We start from the raw sequence: 19,257 nt of genomic DNA on the forward strand, positions 1-19,257 counted from the left end.
ATTTAATCTTACTAATTTACAAAAATTCAAACAGATAAAAAACAAAAAAGCCTAAGTAAAAACTTAGGCTTTTCATTTTAATCTATAGGTATTTCAATTATCCTACTAACAATTTGTGTGATGGAGCAAACTTAGTTAAGTTAATGCCTTCTACCGCTTGTTTGTACTCTTCAATTGAAGGCGTTCTTCCTAAAATTGTCGATAATACAACCACTGGAGTAGATGACAATAAAGATTCTCCTTTTTTCTCTGCAGAATCTTCCACTACACGCCCTTGGAATAAACGTGTTGATGTTGCCATAACGGTATCTCCTTTAGACGCTTTCTCTTGGTTCCCCATACATAGGTTACAACCTGGACGCTCTAAATATAACATGTTTTCATATTCAGTACGAGCCACTGCTTTTGGAGCATTATCATCAAATTCAAATCCTGAATATTTTTGTAATACTTCCCAATCGCCTTCTGCTTTTAATTCGTCCACAATGTTGTAAGTTGGAGGAGCTACCACTAAAGGCGCTTTGAATTCCACTTTACCTTGTTGCTTTTCAATATTTTTCAACATCTGTGCTAAGATTTTCATATCGCCTTTGTGAACCATACAAGAACCGATGAATCCTAAATCTACTTTTTTCTCACCTCCGTAGAAAGAAAGCGGACGAATCGTATCGTGTGTATAACGTTTTGAAACGTCTTTGTTGTTAACATCTGGGTCAGCAATCATAGGCTCAGCGATTTGATCTAAATCTACCACTACTTCTGCATAATATTTTGCATTAGCATCTGGACGTAACGCTGGTTTTTCACCTGAACGGATTTCCGCAATACGTTGGTTTGCTTTATCGATTAATCCTTGAAGTACACGGTTTTTGTTATCCATGCCCTTGTCAATCATGATTTGAATTCTTCCTTTTGCAATTTCTAATGATTCGATTAACGTTTCATCTTCTGAAATACAAATAGACGCTTTTGCTTTCATTTCAGCAGTCCAATCGGTGAATGTAAACGCTTGGTCAGCTGTTAAAGTTCCGATATGAACTTCAATAATTCTACCTTGGAATACGTTTTCACCTCCAAATTGATGTAACATTTGCGCTTGTGTAGCATGAACTACATCGCGGAAGTCCATATAATCTGGCATACTTCCTTTGAAAGTCACTTTTACCGATTGTGGAATTGGCATTGAAGCTTCTCCAGTTGCTAAAGCAAGAGCCACAGTTCCTGAGTCTGCGCCAAACGCTACTCCTTTTGACATTCTAGTATGAGAGTCACCGCCAATAATGATAGCCCATTCATCAACTGTAATATCATTTAATACTTTGTGAATTACGTCGGTCATTGGATGATAAACACCTTTTGGATCACGTGCTGTAATCAATCCGAAATCATTCATGAATTGCATTAATTTCGGGATGTTGGCTTGTGCTTTTTTATCCCAAACCGATGCTGTATGACAACCTGATTGGTACGCTGCATCAACAATTGGAGAGATCACGGTAGCTGCCATTGATTCTAATTCTTGAGCCGTCATTAAACCTGTAGTATCTTGCGAACCTACAATGTTTACGGTAACGCGAACATCAGAACCAGCATGCAACACTTGTTTAGAAATAGTTCCAACAGCATTTTTGTTGAAGATTTTCTCAACAGCCGTTAATCCCTGACCTTCGTTGTGAATCTCTTTTGAAGGAGCGTATACAAGAGGTGCTTCAATTCCTAAAGTTTTAGCTGCAAATGTTTGTAATTTTTTACCAAAAACGATAGCATAAGAACCACCTGCTTTGATAAATTCCATTTTTTGTGGCGTGAATGATCTTGAAATATCAATCAATTCTTTATCACCGTTGTATAATTTTTTTGTTTTTGTATTGATAGTTAAAACCGTTCCCGTTGCAACTGAATATACTTGCTCTAAAACAGGTTCTCCATTTTCATCACGAACTAATTCACCATTAGCATCGGTTTTTTTAACCCAGTTTTTCAAATCGATTCCGATACCACCTGTTACGTCAACTGTAGTAAGGAAAATTGGAGAAATTCCGTTTGTTCCACCTACAATTGGAGCAAAGTTTACGAATGGCACATAAGGACTCGCTTGTTTTCCTGTCCAAAGTGCTACGTTATTTACACCCGACATACGAGAAGAACCTACACCCATCGTACCTTTTTCAGCAATTAACATTACCGATTTATCCGGATGTTGTGCTTGTAAAGCTTTGATTTCTTCTTGCGCTTGAGGCGTAATCATACATTTTCCGTGTAATTCACGGTCAGAACGCGAGTGCGCTTGATTCCCTGGAGATAATAAATCGGTAGAGATATCACCTTCTCCAGCAATAAACGTTACTACTTTGATTTCCTCCGGAACTTCTGGAAGTTTTGTAAAGAACTCTGCTTTCGCATAGCTTTCTAAAATGTCTTTTGCTACAGCATTTCCATTTTCATAAGCCACTTTTAAACTATCCATATCGGCATCGTATAAGAAAACTTGTGTTTTTAAAACTTCAGCCGCTTGTTTAGCAATTGCCTCATCATTTCCTAAAGCTAAATCCAACAATACTACGATAGATGGACCACCTTTCATGTGGGATAATAATTCAAAAGCAAAAGTCGGCGTGATTTCAGCTACTACTTCTTGACCTAAAATAATTTCTTTTAAGAATTTAGCTTTAGCTCCAGCCGCAGGTGTTGTACCTGGTAATGTATTGTAAATAAAAAATTTAAGAGAAGCTTCTCTGTGAGGATTGTTCACCTCTTTGATTTGCGAAATAATTTCGCTTAATAATTCTGCACCATCGATAGGTTTTGGGTGCAATCCTTGCGCTTTACGCTCTTCAATTTCAGCAAGATATTCTGTATACAAATTCATTTTGATATCGAGTATAAGGTTTTTATTTGTTGCCCAAATTTACAAAATAGGCACACTTTTTTAAAATATTTAAAGCAAATATCTTGTTAAGCTTTTTATTTTTCAGAAAAACCATCTAAAAGACTATAAAAACTACTGAAAATTCAATTAGAATGGCAAAAATTAAAAAAAATGAATTTTTAAAACAGTTTTTTTATAATTACTTCTTCGGAAATTCCTTCAGCATCCGCTTTGTAATTCTTAATAATACGATGACGTAATATTCCAATGGCTACTGCTTGAACATCTTCAATATCCGGAGAAAATTTCCCATTTAAAGCTGCATGTGTTTTGGCAGCCAAAATTAAATTCTGTGAAGCTCTAGGACCCGCTCCCCAATCTAAATAATTCTTAACAAACTCTGTCGCCAAAGGATTATCCGGTCGCGTTTTGGAAACCAAAGTTACCGCATACTCAATTACGTTATCCGGCACTGGAATCCTTCTAATTAACTGTTGAAAATCGATGATTTCTTGAGCCGAAAACAACGAATTTACCGTCACTTTATAATCGGTAGTCGTACTTTTCACTACCTGAACCTCTTCTGCAAACGAAGGGTAATCTAATTTTATAGCGAACATAAAACGATCCAACTGCGCTTCAGGTAAAGGGTAGGTTCCCTCTTGTTCTATTGGATTTTGAGTAGCTAGAACGAAAAAAGGCAAATCTAATTTATAATGATGCCCCGAAATGGTTACGGCTTTTTCCTGCATTGCTTCTAGCAAGGCCGCTTGTGTTTTGGGTGGTGTACGGTTAATTTCGTCTGCCAAAATGATATTGGAAAAAATAGGCCCTTTGATAAACTTAAACGTACGATTTTCATCTAAAATTTCACTTCCCAAAATATCTGAAGGCATCAAATCCGGAGTAAACTGAATACGTTTAAAATCCAATCCGAGCGCCTGAGATATTGTATTAACCATTAAAGTTTTTGCCAAACCAGGAACTCCCACCAACAAAGCATGTCCACCGGAGAAAACACTCAAAACGATTTGATTAATCACCTCTTCTTGGCCTACAATAATTTTTGAAATTTCTTGTTTAAGCTCTTTTTGCTTTTGAACTAAATTTTGAATCGCTGCAACGTCAGACATTTTGAACTATATTTAAATTGAAAAGAGTTAGTCTTATGAATTCATAAAACTAACTCTTTTCTTCGAAATACTAAAATAATTATTTTTTCAACCAATTATTGGTAAAAGTACAATCACGATATTCGTCATTGATTTTTACGTAGGTTTCTTTAATTTTTTCTTCTGTCCATTTGGCAATAGCTTTGATTTGTTTTTCTTTCAAAGCTAATTCTTTCAAACGAGTGTAATCTTTAGAATAATCAGCGGTGTGCTCATCAAAACGATTAGTTACTGTCATAATCTTGTAAAATTTACCTCCTGAACGGTCTTCATCCGCCATAGGTAAAGAAACCTCTCCTTCTTTAAGGTTCGCTACAATGCTATATAAAGATGGATCCATTTTAGTTAATTCAAAACGAGTATCTTGTGTTTTAGGGTTGGTTAGCAAACCTCCATCATTACGCGTTTCTTTTTCGTCTGACATCGTTCTAGCTGCTTCAGAAAAGGTAATTTCTTTGTTAAGGATTCTTTTTCTGATTAAATCCGCTTTTTCTTTTGCAGCTTTCAAAACCTCATCAGACACTTTTGGAGTGATTAGGATATGACGTAAATCCAAATCCTGTCCTCTTACTTTTTCTAAATAAATAATATGATACCCGAATTCTGTTTTGAAAGGCTCTGAAATTTCACCTTCTTGCAAACTAAAAGCAACGTCTTTAAATTCTTTTACGAATTGTGTTTTACGGTTCATTTTGTAAAATCCACCGGTAGAACGAGATCCAGGATCTTCCGAATAAAGTACTGCTTTACTGAAGAAACTCGCTCCGTTTTCTAAAACATCTTTTCTCAATTGTTTTAATTGATCAATAGCTTTTTGCTCAGCTTCTTTGGTTACTTGAGGTTTTACCACAATTTGAGCAATTTCCATTTCCGCACCAAAAACCGGTAGTTCGTCTTTTGGAATTTTTTTGAAGAAATCACGAACTTCTTCCGGTGTGATAGTTACTTCATCAACAATCTTTTTCTGCATTTCTGAAGTTAACTTGTTAGTTTTAATAATTTCAAAAAGCTCCGTTTTTAAATCCTCTTCATTTGCTTTTTTAAAATACTGCACCACTTTTTCTACAGATCCTAACTGCTCAACCATGTAAGCGTATTGTTCTTCTAATTTCTGATTAACCTCTGTATCTGTAACAATGATACTATCCTGAATAGCTTGATGCGCATAAAGTTTATCCTCCAACAACTTACCTAGCATTTGACAACGTGTAATTTCGTTTGTATTTACACCTTGCTGTTTCAGTTCTAAATAAGTTTTATCTATGTCAGAATCTAAAATGATATAATCACCCACAACTCCTATCACACCATCTACTTTGGTTTTGTTCACCTGAGCTGATGCTCCAAAAGCCATCAACAAAGTCGCGATGATCACATTACATTTAACGTTTAAAAATTTCATTTTCTTTCTTTTATATTGGCATTAATTATTTTTTCATTTGGGCTTTTAATCGCTCAAAAACCTCCTGATTGATTGTAATTTTGAATTCTTTCTTCAATTCCGAAACCCAATTATCCTCTAAAAACTGTTGATAATCATTGATTACTCGCCCTTTGATTTCGTCTAGAGCTTTTGGACCCGATGGAATTATTTTAACTACTTTATTCACAAAATAAGAGTCACCTTCTTTATACACTTCTGAAACTCCTGTTTGGAACATTAAATTTTTAGGCGAATTTGCATTTCCTTCCTCCACCACTTCCTCTTTGGTCATAATATTTACAACTTCTTTGGTGTTAAATTTTGATTTTATAGCCTCTGTACTATCGCCAGACAGCAACATCTTGCGTGCTTTTTTAGCTACATCTTCTTTAGTTGAAGAAACGATAATTACCTCTGCTCTATTCTTCCATTGGTATTTATCAATATTTTTATTGTAAAAATCTTTTAGCCCAACACTATCTTGTTTCGCCTTGTTCCAGATTTCTTTCTCCATTAAATCGAACAATAATAATCCATCGCGATATTCTTCAACGATGTTAGCGAATTCCGGGAACTCACTTTCTAAGTGATCGTTGTAATAGGTGTTTAATTGATTATCAACAAAGTTTTGATAGCAATAATCCACCAAATTACCTATAGGTTTTATTTTTAGACCCGCTTTTTGTTGTGATTCCAACTCTGACAAGAAAGCGGTTGCGCTGATTGATTTGTCTTGAATCTTCACCAATTTTTTTTCAAAATCTTTAGTGTTCGCAGGCAACGTCCATTTGTTATCATAATAATCATCTGTCACTGTAGCTTTTACAGACTTGTACAGCTTATCATTTCTTTTAACAGTGTATTTTTTACGAAGTTTAGATGTTAGTGATTTTGCGATTAAACGAGAACGATCGTCACGACGAATTTTATTTTCTAATTCACGCTCCATTTGTTCCAATTGCTGAAGCGGATGTCTTTCAACTAACTTCACGATATGCCATCCAAATGCAGTTTCAAAAGGCTCTGAATAATCCCCAGGATTTTTTAATCCGAAGGCAACATTTTCAAACTCTTCTGAACTAAGTTGTCCCGAAGAAAATTTAGGCAATACACCACCACGTGGACCCGAGTTTTGATCCTCTGAAAATTGTGTCGCTAAACTTTCAAAATTTTCTCCTTGTTTTAATTTGGTATAAATTTCCTGAATGGTAGCCTTTTGTTTTTCTGTATCCACAGGAGTTTCTCCTTCTGCTCTAGGCTTTAAGATCATGATGTGAGCCACTGTCACTTCTCCTCTATTATCACGTAAATCATTAACCTTTACCAAATGATAACCAAACTTAGTTCTAACAGGCATTGAAACCTCACCTACTTTGGTCTTATAAGCTGCACTTTCGAAAGGATATACCATTCTGAAAGCTGAAAAATAACCTAAATCCCCTTTGTTTTCTTTCGCCGATGGATCTTGAGAGAATTGTTGAGCCATCTCTTCGAAATTAGCTCCTGCAATTATCTTTTTACGAATATCAAGAATTTGATGGTACGCTTTTAATGTATCAGATGGTAAAGCATTTTCGTCGCACATGATAAGAATATGAGCTGCTTTTACCTCTTTCTGCGATCTGGCATAAGCTTCATCAATAAGCGCTTTGGTTACCTTGATATCCGAAGTATAATTTTTAGCAAGTTGACTTCTGTAAGACTTTAATTCACTAATATATTTCGGGTCATTTTGTAAACCTAATTTATTCGCTTTGTTAATTTTTAATTTGTATCCCAAAAAAAGTTCTAAATACTGATTCAAATCTTTTTGAGATTCATCTTTAACTAAATCAATATTTTTATTGTAAACTCTAGCAAATTCATCCGTATAATATGGCTTGTCATCAATAGAAAACAATACTTCTTTTTTGACTTGTTGTCCAAAAGAGAAGGTATTTACTGCCAATAACAAACTTAAAATTATTTTATTGAACGTCATATTCATTAGTGTATAACAATTGTTTTTTTAATTTATTTTTCAAATAACGAACAAAAATAGCAATTCGGAGATATTATCCAACTATAATAACATGTATTAACAAAAATTTATTAACGAAAAATAGTACTTTTGCAAACCATTTTACAATGTCATTATGAGTTTTTTAAAAGAAATACAACGCCGAAGAACCTTCGGTATTATCTCCCACCCCGATGCGGGTAAAACAACTTTGACCGAAAAGTTATTATTATTTGGAGGTGCAATTCAGGAAGCGGGAGCCGTAAAAAGCAATAAAATTAAAAAAGGAGCCACCTCCGACTTTATGGAAATTGAACGCCAAAGAGGGATTTCCGTAGCTACTTCAGTTCTAGCATTCAATTATAAGGACAAAAAAATCAACATTCTGGACACTCCAGGACACAAAGATTTTGCCGAAGATACTTTCAGAACTTTAACTGCTGTGGATAGTGTTATTGTGGTGATTGATGTTGCGAAAGGTGTCGAAGAACAAACTGAAAAATTGGTAGAGGTTTGTCGAATGCGAAATATTCCAATGATTGTGTTTATCAACAAATTGGACCGTGAAGGTAAGGATGCATTCGACTTGATGGATGAAGTAGAAAAGAAATTAGGACTTCATGTAACGCCATTAAGTTTCCCAATTGGTATGGGATATGATTTTCAAGGAATTTACAACATCTGGGAGAAGAATATTAATATTTTTGAAGGAGACAGCCGCAAGAATATTGAAGAAACCATTGCTTTTGAAGATGTAAACAGTCCTGAACTAGAAAACATCATTGGTGAAAAACCAGCTAATAGACTACGTGAAGAATTAGAATTAATTAGTGAAGTTTATCCTCCTTTTGACCGAGAAGCTTATCTAAAAGGTGATTTACAACCGGTTTTCTTTGGTTCTGCGTTGAATAATTTTGGGGTTCGTGAATTATTAGATTGTTTCATTGAAATTGCACCTTCTCCACGTCCTAAAGATTCGGATACGAGAGAAGTAAAACCAGAAGAAGAGAAATTCTCTGGGTTTGTATTTAAGATTCACGCCAACATGGATCCAAAACACCGTGACCGATTGGCTTTCATAAAAATTGTATCTGGAACTTTTGAAAGAAACAAACCTTATTTACATGTTCGATTAGGAAAAAATTTAAAATTCTCGAGTCCAAATGCCTTTTTCGCTGAAAAGAAAGAAATTGTAGATATTTCTTATCCTGGTGATATTGTTGGATTACACGATACTGGAAACTTTAAAATTGGTGACACCTTAACAGAAGGGGAACAAATGAGTTTTAAAGGTATTCCTAGTTTCTCTCCGGAACATTTCAGATATATTAACAATGCCGATCCATTAAAATCGAAACAGTTAGAAAAAGGAGTAGATCAGCTAATGGACGAAGGTGTTGCTCAGTTATTTACATTAGAAATGAACGGCAGAAAGGTTATCGGAACCGTTGGAGCTCTTCAGTATGAAGTAATTCAGTACCGACTGGAACATGAGTATGGTGCAAAATGTACCTACGAAAATTTCCCCGCTTATAAGGCGTGTTGGGTAAAACCTGAAGATCCTAAAAATGAAGAATTTGCCGAATTTAAACGAATCAAACAAAAATTCTTAGCTAAGGACAAATACGGTCAGTTGGTTTTCTTAGCCGATTCGGATTTTTCTATTCAAATGACGCAAAGTAAATACCCAAGTGTGAAATTGTTTTTCACCTCTGAATTTGAATAATTCAATTCATTCTCAAAATAAAAACAAAAGCGACCAAAAGGTCGCTTTTATTATTCTTATAAGTCACTCTTTGTAGAGAAAAAATTATGCTTGCCCCGTTGGTCCAAAATTCAACGGAATTGGTGCTTGTTCTGTTTCTTTAATTTCTCCGTGAGTACTTTCAAATCTATTAATATTATCTGCCAAAGCTCTAACCAATCTTTTAGCATGTTGTGGCGTCAAGATAATTCTAGACTTTACTTTTGCCTTAGGAACTCCTGGCATGATGTTAATAAAATCGACTACAAATTCTGTATTAGAGTGATTGATAATAGCTAAATTGGAATAGATCCCATCTGCTGTAGCTTCATCTAGTTCAATGTTAATTTGTCCTTCTGGATTGTTCTGATTGTTCATGTTTCACTATTTTAAAAGTTCTCCTTCTACGATGCACACTCTAAGATGATAACGTGAGGAGATAATAATTGATTTAAAAAAATCCTAACAGTATGCACTGTTAGGATTTATAAATATAATCAGAAATTTAATTACTAGTAGTTAAATTCTTCTTTTGTAATCATTAATTCGTCATATTCTTCTTTAGAACCTACAATTGTATTGTCGTAGTCTCTCATACCTGTACCGGCAGGAATTCTGTGACCTACAATTACATTTTCTTTAAGACCTTCTAACGTATCAATTTTACCTGCAACTGCAGCTTCATTCAATACTTTAGTAGTTTCCTGGAACGATGCCGCAGAAATGAACGACTTAGTTTGTAACGATGCTCTTGTAATACCTTGAAGTATTGGAGTCGCTGTAGCAGTAATTACATCACGTGCTACTACTAAGTTTTTATCTTCGCGTTTTAACAATGAATTTTCATCACGTAATTCACGAGCTGATACAATCTGACCTGGTTTCAAGTTAACCGAATCTCCTGCATCTTCAACCACTTTCATTCCGTATAATTTATCGTTTTCTGCGATAAAATCTTTAGTATGAATTAATTGTTCTTCAAGGAATAACGTATCTCCAGGATCTTGTACCTGAACTTTACGCATCATCTGACGAATCACTACCTCGAAGTGTTTGTCATTGATTTTTACCCCTTGTAAACGGTATACCTCTTGAATTTCATTCACTAAGTATTGTTGAACCGCCGCAGGACCTTGAATTCTTAGAATATCTTCTGGAGTAATAGCCCCATCTGATAAAGGCATTCCCGCTCTCACGAAGTCATTTTCTTGAACTAAGATTTGATTAGATAATTTAACCAAGTATTTCTTAACTTCTCCAAATTTAGACTCTACAATAATCTCACGGTTACCTCTCTTAATTTTACCGAATGATACTACACCATCGATTTCAGAAACCACCGCTGGATTAGAAGGGTTACGAGCTTCTAATAACTCAGTAATTCTTGGTAAACCTCCCGTGATATCGCCTGCTTTAGAAGAACGACGTGGGATTTTCACTAAAATTTTACCTGCTTTAATTTTCTCACCGTCTTCAACCATAAGGTGGGCTCCCACTGGTAAGTTATAAGAACGAATTAATTCACCATCTTTACCATAGATATGTAAAGTCGGGATTAATTTTTTATTTCTACCTTCAGAAATTACTTTTTCTTGGAATCCAGTTTGCTCGTCGATTTCAACCATGAACGATTGTCCTTGCTCTAAATCTTCGTAACCTACTTTACCAGTAAATTCTGAGATAATAACTCCATTATAAGGGTCCCATTTACAGATTACTTCACCTTTTCCTACTGATTGACCATCAGCAACAAAAATGCTAGATCCGTAAGGGATGTTATGAGTACTTAATAAAATACCTGTCTTCTCATCTACTAATTTTAATTCTGTTGAACGAGAAATTACGATATCTACAACATTACCCTCATTATCTTCACCCTTAACTGTTTTTAAATCTTCGATTTCTAAACGTCCTGGGAATTTAGCAACAATACTTGACTCTTCTGACAAACCTCCTGCAACCCCTCCAACGTGGAACGTACGAAGTGTTAACTGTGTTCCTGGCTCACCAATTGATTGTGCTGCAATAACTCCTACTGCTTCACCTTTTTGAGTCATTTTTCCTGTAGCCAAGTTACGTCCGTAACATTTAGCACAAATACCTTTTTCAGCCTCACAAGTTAAAGGAGAACGTACTTCTACTTTTTCAACTGGAGAAGCTTCAATTTCTTTAACAATTGCTTCCGTGATGTGTTCACCAGCAGCTACAATTACCTCAGAAGTTAATGGATTGATAACATCTTGTAATGCTACACGTCCTAAGATTCTTTCCCCTAAAGTTTCAACGATTTCTTCGTTTTTCTTTAAAGCAGTAACTTCAACTCCTCTTAATGTACCACAATCTACTTGGTTTACAATTACATCCTGAGCTACGTCATGTAAACGACGAGTTAAGTAACCCGCATCCGCCGTTTTTAACGCCGTATCCGCAAGACCTTTACGAGCACCGTGCGTAGAGATGAAGTATTCTAAGATGGAAAGACCTTCTTTAAAGTTCGATAAGATCGGGTTTTCAATAATTTCTCCACCACTAGCTGTCGATTTTTTAGGCTTAGCCATCAAACCACGCATACCGGTTAACTGACGAATCTGCTCTTTGGAACCACGGGCTCCAGAATCAAGCATCATATATACCGAGTTGAAACCTTGCTGGTCCTCACGGATATTTTTCATCGCTAACTCCGTCAATTGTGCATTGGCAGAAGTCCAAATATCAATAACTTGGTTGTAACGCTCATTATTGGTAATAAGACCCATGTTATAGTTCATGGAAATAACATCCACTTGCTCTCTTGCTTCTGCAATTAATGCTTCTTTTTGCTCTGGAATCTTGATATCTCCCAAAGAGAATGATAAACCTCCTTTGAAAGCGAATCTATATCCCATGTCTTTCATGTTATCCAAGAAAGCTGCTGTTGTAGGAACATCTGTTACAGCAAGGATTTTTCCAATAATATCACGTAATGATTTCTTAGTTAAAACCTCATTGATATATCCAGCTGCTTCTGGCACTACTTCGTTAAATAATACTCTACCTGCAGTAGTTTGGATAATTTTATAAACTAATTCACCATTTTCATTAAAGTCTTTTGCTCTAATTTTGATTCTAGCATTCAACTCTAATTTCCCTTCATTTAAAGCAATATGTACTTCTTCTGAAGAATAGAAAGTCAAGCCTTCTCCTAAAATAGGATGTTCTGGTGTTGATAAACGTTCTTTGGTCATGTAATATAGACCCAATACCATGTCCTGAGAAGGAACCGTAATAGGCGCTCCGTTAGCAGGGTTCAAAATATTGTGAGAACCTAACATTAACAACTGAGCCTCTAAAATAGCCTCTGGTCCTAATGGTAAGTGAACCGCCATCTGGTCACCATCGAAATCCGCGTTAAACGCCGTACATGTTAATGGATGTAACTGGATCGCTTTTCCTTCGATTAGTTTAGGTTGGAATGCCTGAATACCTAAACGGTGTAACGTAGGAGCACGGTTTAGTAATACTGGATGTCCTTTAATTACGTTTTCAAGGATATCCCATACCACTGGCTCTTTTTTGTCAATAATTTTCTTAGCTGACTTAACTGTTTTAACAATTCCTCTTTCGATTAATTTACGAATAACGAATGGTTTGTACAATTCAGCCGCCATATCTTTTGGCAAACCACACTCATACATTTTCAATTCAGGTCCAACGACAATTACCGAACGAGCAGAATAATCCACACGTTTACCTAGTAAGTTTTGACGGAAACGTCCTTGTTTACCTTTTAATGAATCTGATAATGATTTTAATGGTCTGTTTGATTCTGTTTTAACCGCAGAAGCTTTTCTTGTATTATCGAATAATGAATCTACAGCCTCTTGTAACATACGTTTTTCATTACGTAAGATTACTTCAGGAGCTTTAATTTCCATTAATCGTTTTAAACGATTATTACGGATAATTACACGACGGTACAAGTCATTTAAATCTGAAGTTGCAAAACGACCTCCATCAAGTGGAACTAACGGGCGTAATTCAGGTGGGATAACAGGAATTACTTTCAAGATCATCCATTCTGGTAAATTCTCTCTGTTTTGATTTGCTTCACGGAAAGATTCTACTACTTGAAGACGTTTTAAAGCTTCTGTTTTTCTTTGTTTAGACGTTTCATTATTAGCCGCATGACGTAATTGATACGATAAAGCATCTAAATCTACACGCGCTAATAAATCCATAATACATTCAGCACCCATTTTGGCGATGAATTTATTAGGATCTGTATCGTCTAGATATTGGTTTTCCATAGGAAGAGAATCCAAAATATTTAAGTATTCTTCTTCTGTTAGGAAGTCCATTTTTTGTAATGATTCACCATCAGCATTTTTAGCGATACCCGGTTGGATAACTACATAACGCTCATAGTAAATGATCATATCTAATTTTTTAGATGGTAATCCTAAGATGTAACCAATTTTGTTTGGCAACGAACGGAAATACCAAATGTGTGCGATTGGAACCACTAAATTGATGTGTCCTACACGGTCACGACGTACTTTTTTCTCAGTAACTTCAACCCCACAACGGTCACAAACGATTCCTTTGTATCGGATTCTTTTATATTTACCACAAGCACATTCAAAATCTTTTACTGGACCGAAAATTCTTTCACAGAAAAGACCATCACGTTCAGGTTTGTGCGTTCTATAGTTGATAGTTTCTGGTTTTAATACCTCTCCACGAGATTCTGCCAAAATGGATTCTGGTGAAGCTAAACCTATCGAAATTTTATCGAATCGTTTAATGGTATTCTTGTCTTTGTTTCTATTCATCATAGTTTCTACTATTGATTTATTTGCAATTAAAATTGATTTAATAGTGGCAATACAACTTGCCAACTCCCACGAATTACTTCTCAAAACTTCTAAACCTCTCTAGAAGTGCTAGTTATAAAACCTTGTTTTATAAAAAATCGGAACGGTTTACGGGGCTAAATCCTAAAAACTCGAATTAATAAGCAATCAGTTCCGAAAAATCGGAACCGATTACTGAAAATATATTTATTCTTCTAAACGAATGTCTAAACCAAGACCTTTTAATTCATGCATTAATACATTGAATGATTCCGGTAAACCTGGTTCAGGCATTGTTTCACCCTTAACGATTGCTTCGTAAGTTTTAGCTCTACCGATTACGTCGTCAGACTTCACGGTTAAGATTTCACGTAGAGTACTTGATGCTCCATAAGCTTCTAGTGCCCAAACCTCCATCTCTCCGAAACGCTGACCTCCAAATTGTGCTTTACCACCTAATGGTTGTTGCGTGATTAAAGAGTAAGGACCAATAGAACGAGCGTGCATCTTATCATCTACCATGTGACCTAATTTCAACATATAAATTACACCCACAGTTGCTGGTTGATGGAAACGTTCTCCAGTTCCACCATCGTATAGATAAGTATGTCCAAATCTTGGTACTCCTGCCTCATCAGTTAAAGCATTGATCTCGTCTAAAGAAGCTCCATCAAAAATTGGTGTAGCGAACTTCTTCCCTAACTTCTTCCCTGCCCAACCTAGAACTGTTTCATAGATCTGACCGATGTTCATACGTGAAGGTACCCCAAGTGGATTCAATACGATGTCTACTGGTGTTCCGTCTTCTAAGAATGGCATATCTTCCTGACGAACGATACGTGCAACGATACCTTTGTTACCGTGACGTCCTGCCATCTTATCACCTACTTTTAATTTACGTTTCTTAGCGATGTAAACTTTCGCTAATTTCAATATACCTGACGGTAACTCGTCACCTACAGTGATAGTGAATTTCTCACGACGTAACGCTCCTTGAAGGTCGTTTAATTTAATTTTATAGTTATGAATTAAATCATTAACCATTGCATTAGTTTCGTCATCAGCTACCCACTGTCCTTTGGTTAAGTGAGCGAAATCCTCCACAGCTTGTAACATCTTTTTAGAATATTTCTTACCTTTTGGTAATACTTCTTCTCCTAAATCGTTCATTACTCCTTGTGAAGTTTTACCATCAACAATAGCAAATAACTTATCGATTAATCTGTCTTTTAATTCAACAAATTTAGTTTCGAATTCCATTTCAAGAGCAGCCAATTCGTCTTTGTCTTGAGAACGCTTACGTTTATCTTTTACAGCTCTTGAGAATAATTTTTTATCTAAAACTACACCGTGTAATGAAGGAGACGCTTTTAATGAAGCATCTTTTACATCACCTGCTTTATCACCGAAGATTGCTCTTAATAACTTCTCTTCTGGAGTAGGATCTGATTCTCCTTTAGGTGTAATTTTTCCGATTAGAATGTCACCAGGTTTTACCTCGGCACCAATTCTAATCATACCATTTTCATCTAAATCTTTAGTAGCTTCTTCCGATACGTTTGGAATATCATTAGTCAGCTCTTCGTTACCTAATTTTGTATCACGAACTTCTAATGAATAATCATCGATATGGATTGAAGTAAAGATATCATCACGAACTACTTTCTCAGAAATTACAATAGCATCCTCGAAATTGTATCCTTTCCAAGGCATGAAAGCTACTTGTAAGTTTCTACCTAATGCTAATTCACCGTTTTGAGTGGCATAACCTTCACAAAGCACCTGTCCTTTTACCACTTTATCACCTTTTCTTACAATAGGTTTTAAGTTTATTGAAGTACTTTGGTTCGTTTTTCTAAACTTAATAAGGTTATATGATTTTTCATCTGTATCAAAACTTACTGCTCTTTCCGCATCAGTTCTTTCATACTTAATAGTAATCATGTTAGCATCTACATATTCTACTGTACCATTACCTTCTGCATTAATCAATACACGAGAATCTGAAGCTACTTGACGCTCTAATCCGGTTCCTACAATTGGCGATTCAGGACGTAATAATGGAACGGCCTGACGCATCATGTTTGACCCCATCAAAGCACGGTTCGCATCATCATGCTCTAAGAATGGAATTAATGAAGCGGAAATAGATGCAATCTGATTCGGTGCCACGTCGGCATAATCTAACTCTGTTGGATCAACTACAGGGAAATCGGCATCTTGTTTAGCAATTACTTTATCCTCAGTTATTTTTCCTTCATTATCAATTGCAATATTAGCTTGAGCAATTAATTTACCTTCTTCTTCTTCAGCACTTAAGTATACTGGATCTTCTGTAAGGTCAATTTTTCCATTAGTTACTTTACGATAAGGAGTCTCAATGAATCCCATTCCGTTTACTTTCGCATAAACTCCAAGAGAAGAAATCAAACCAATGTTTGGTCCTTCCGGCGTTTCAATCGGACATAAACGACCGTAGTGCGTGTAGTGAACGTCACGAACCTCGAATCCAGCTCTCTCTCTAGATAAACCACCAGGACCTAAAGCCGACAAACGACGTTTGTGCGTAATCTCTGCTAATGGATTGGTTTGATCCATGAACTGAGATAATTGGTTCGTACCGAAGAATGAGTTGATCACCGATGATAATGTTTTTGCATTAATCAAATCGATTGGTGTAAACACCTCATTATCACGAACGTTCATACGCTCACGAATAGTACGAGCCATACGAGCTAAACCAACACCAAACTGAGCCGATAACTGCTCACCTACTGTACGTACACGACGGTTAGATAAGTGGTCAATATCATCGATCTCTGCTTTAGAGTTAATTAACTCGATTAAATATTTAACGATAGTAATGATATCCTCTTTAGTAAGCACCTGCTTATCCATAGGAATATCAAGACCTAATTTTTTGTTCATTCTATAACGACCAACATCTCCTAAGTTGTAACGTTGATCCGAGAAGAATAACTTGTCGATAATTCCACGAGCCGTTTCTTCATCAGGCGGTTCAGCATTACGTAACTGACGGTAAATGTGTTCTACTGCTTCTTTTTCAGAGTTCGTAGGGTCTTTTTGTAATGTATTGTGAATGATTGAATAATCAGCCGTATTTAAATCTTCTTTATGTAATAAGATTGATTTTACATTAGATTCTACAATTTCTTCTACATTATCTTTATCTAAAATCGTATCACGATCTAAAATAATTTCGTTACGCTCGATAGATACTACTTCACCAGTATCCTCGTCAACGAAATCTTCATGCCATGTATTTAAAACACGAGCAGCTAATTTCCTTCCAACATATTTTTTTAACCCAGATTTAGAAACTTTAATTTCTTCTGCAAGGTCAAAAATCTCCAAAATATCTTTATCTCTTTCGAAACCAATGGCACGGAAAAGAGTAGTAACAGGTAATTTTTTCTTTCTATCGATATAAGCATACATTACGCTATTGATATCGGTAGCAAATTCAATCCATGAACCTTTGAAAGGAATTACACGGGCAGAATATAATTTAGTTCCATTTGCATGGAAAGATTGTCCAAAGAACACACCAGGAGAACGGTGCAACTGAGATACTACAACGCGCTCAGCTCCGTTAATTACGAAAGTACCGCTAGGCGTCATGTAAGGGATAGTACCTAAGTATACATCTTGCACAATTGTTTCGAAGTCTTCGTGCTCTGGATCTGTACAGTATAATTTTAAACGTGCTTTTAATGGTACACTGTAAGTAAGACCTCTATCTATACATTCTTCGATTGTGTAACGAGGTGGGTCAACAAAGTAATCAAGGAATTCTAAAACGAATTGATTACGAGTGTCAGTGATTGGGAAATTTTCCATGAAGGTGTTGTATAAACCTTCATTACCTCTTTCGTCAGATTTGGTTTCCAATTGGAAAAAATCTTTAAACGACTTAACCTGAACATCCAAGAAATCTGGATAATTAGGAATATTTTTTGTAGAGGCAAAATTCAATCTTTCAGTTTGATTTGTTATCATCAATGGACAAAATTTTGATTAAAAAAAAGTAATTTTTGTGTAAAACACAACCAATTAAAAACTATTCATACTTCTTTTTGTAACCAATACATCTCTGAAAATAAAATGAAGTAAGTTTTTATTTTTGCCTTCGTATTGATTTAAAAATTTTCGTGTTAAAATTTATCTAAATAAAGTAATAAATTCATTATACGAAAAATGGTTTAGGCCTTTGAGTGCTATACTCAAGGCCTAAACCTGTATTCTAAACTATGTTAGCTTATTTAAGCTCAACAACAGCTCCTGCCTCTTCTAAAGCTTTTTTAAGACCTTCAGCCTCGTCTTTAGAAACAGCTTCTTTTACGTTAGTTGGAGCAGCGTCAACTAAATCTTTAGCTTCTTTAAGACCTAAACCAGTTAATTCTTTAACCGCTTTAACAACTCCTAATTTAGAAGCACCAGCATCTTTCAATACTACTGTGAATTCTGTTTGTTCAGCAGCAGCAGCTTCACCTCCACCTGCAGCAACTACTACAGCAGCAGCAGCTGGCTCGATACCATATTCATCTTTTAATATTGTAGCTAAATCGTTAACTTCTTTAACAGTTAAGTTTACTAATTGTTCTGCGAATTGTTTCAAATCTGCCATTTTTTCTATCTTTTAAAATGATTTGTAATTTATATAATTTATTTAGTGCGCTAATTATTCTGCTGCTTCACCTTTAGTTTCAGCATTATTAAGTAATGCAGAAATAATACGTTGAGCAGGTGATTGTAATAATCCGATGATTTCTCCAATAACTTCTTCTTTAGATTTAAGAGAAGCTAATGACTCTAATAGGTTATCACCAATATAAATTTCGTCGTTGATGTAAGCACCTTTTAAAACTGGCTTATCACCTTTTTTACGGAATTCTTTAATAATTTTTGCAGGAGCATTTGCAATGTCAGCAATCATAATTGAAGTGTTTCCTTTTAAAGTAGATGGTAATTCACCAAATTCTTTATCAGAAGCTTCCATAGCCTTAGCTAGCAAAGTGTTTTTAACAACTTCTAATTTGATACCTGCTTTGAAACAAGCTCTTCTTAAATTTGAAGTAGTATCTGCATTTAAACCAGAAATATCAGCAAGATATACGATATTTGCTCCAGCCAATTGTGCAGTTAAATCTCCAATAGCGATTGATTTTTCTTCTCTTGTCATATCAAAAACTTTTAA

Annotated in this window: 10 protein-coding genes; 1 reads left to right on the forward strand and 9 read right to left on the reverse strand. The window is 35.5% G+C overall.

Translation table 11 applies throughout. From position 1 onward, the window contains the following. Window positions 1-97 precede the first annotated feature (97 nt). The 4 genes from NAT50_RS00705 to NAT50_RS00720 all read right to left on the reverse strand — a co-directional run bounded on the left by NAT50_RS00705 (window position 98) and on the right by NAT50_RS00720 (window position 7,445). On the reverse strand, window positions 98-2,869 hold the full coding sequence (locus tag NAT50_RS00705) for a bifunctional aconitate hydratase 2/2-methylisocitrate dehydratase (RefSeq protein ID WP_250590479.1): 2,772 nt from the start codon (window positions 2,867-2,869) through the stop codon (window positions 98-100). Between the two features lie 179 nt (window positions 2,870-3,048). Further along, on the reverse strand, window positions 3,049-4,002 hold the full coding sequence (locus tag NAT50_RS00710) for an AAA family ATPase (RefSeq protein ID WP_250590481.1): 954 nt from the start codon (window positions 4,000-4,002) through the stop codon (window positions 3,049-3,051). Between the two features lie 79 nt (window positions 4,003-4,081). Then, window positions 4,082-5,443, reverse strand: a complete 1,362-nt coding sequence (locus NAT50_RS00715) for a peptidylprolyl isomerase (protein ID WP_250590483.1) — start codon at window positions 5,441-5,443, stop codon at window positions 4,082-4,084. A 25-nt stretch (window positions 5,444-5,468) separates the two neighbouring features. After that, entirely contained in the window at window positions 5,469-7,445 is a 1,977-nt protein-coding gene (locus tag NAT50_RS00720) for a peptidylprolyl isomerase (protein WP_250590485.1), read from the reverse strand. Between the two features lie 154 nt (window positions 7,446-7,599). Between NAT50_RS00720 and NAT50_RS00725 the strand changes: the two genes are divergently transcribed. Then, complete coding sequence (locus NAT50_RS00725; RefSeq protein ID WP_250590487.1) at window positions 7,600-9,189, forward strand: peptide chain release factor 3; 1,590 nt, start codon at window positions 7,600-7,602, stop codon at window positions 9,187-9,189. Window positions 9,190-9,273: 84 nt separating this feature from the next. Here NAT50_RS00725 and NAT50_RS00730 read toward each other — a convergent pair whose 3' ends face one another. From NAT50_RS00730 to rplJ, 5 genes are all read right to left on the reverse strand, one after another. Further along, window positions 9,274-9,585: a DUF3467 domain-containing protein gene (locus tag NAT50_RS00730; protein ID WP_250590489.1), complete on the reverse strand. Its 312-nt coding sequence runs from the start codon at window positions 9,583-9,585 to the stop codon at window positions 9,274-9,276. Window positions 9,586-9,719: 134 nt separating this feature from the next. Continuing rightward, on the reverse strand, window positions 9,720-14,021 hold the full coding sequence (gene rpoC / locus NAT50_RS00735; protein ID WP_250590491.1) for a DNA-directed RNA polymerase subunit beta': 4,302 nt from the start codon (window positions 14,019-14,021) through the stop codon (window positions 9,720-9,722). Window positions 14,022-14,246: 225 nt separating this feature from the next. Further along, a complete protein-coding gene (gene rpoB / locus NAT50_RS00740) occupies window positions 14,247-18,059 on the reverse strand; it encodes a DNA-directed RNA polymerase subunit beta (RefSeq protein WP_250590493.1) in 3,813 nt (1,270 codons plus the stop codon). A 259-nt stretch (window positions 18,060-18,318) separates the two neighbouring features. After that, window positions 18,319-18,687 carry a 50S ribosomal protein L7/L12 gene (rplL, locus tag NAT50_RS00745; protein WP_073309946.1) on the reverse strand — a complete coding sequence of 123 codons (369 nt, stop codon included), beginning with the start codon at window positions 18,685-18,687 and terminating at the stop codon, window positions 18,319-18,321. A 54-nt stretch (window positions 18,688-18,741) separates the two neighbouring features. After that, window positions 18,742-19,242 (reverse strand): 50S ribosomal protein L10, encoded by a 501-nt coding sequence (gene rplJ / locus NAT50_RS00750; protein WP_250590495.1) that lies wholly within the window; start codon window positions 19,240-19,242, stop codon window positions 18,742-18,744. Between the last annotated feature and the right edge of the window lie 15 nt (window positions 19,243-19,257).

Origin of the sequence: Flavobacterium luminosum, from assembly GCF_023635005.1 — a bacterium.
GTDB lineage: Bacteria > Bacteroidota > Bacteroidia > Flavobacteriales > Flavobacteriaceae > Flavobacterium > Flavobacterium luminosum.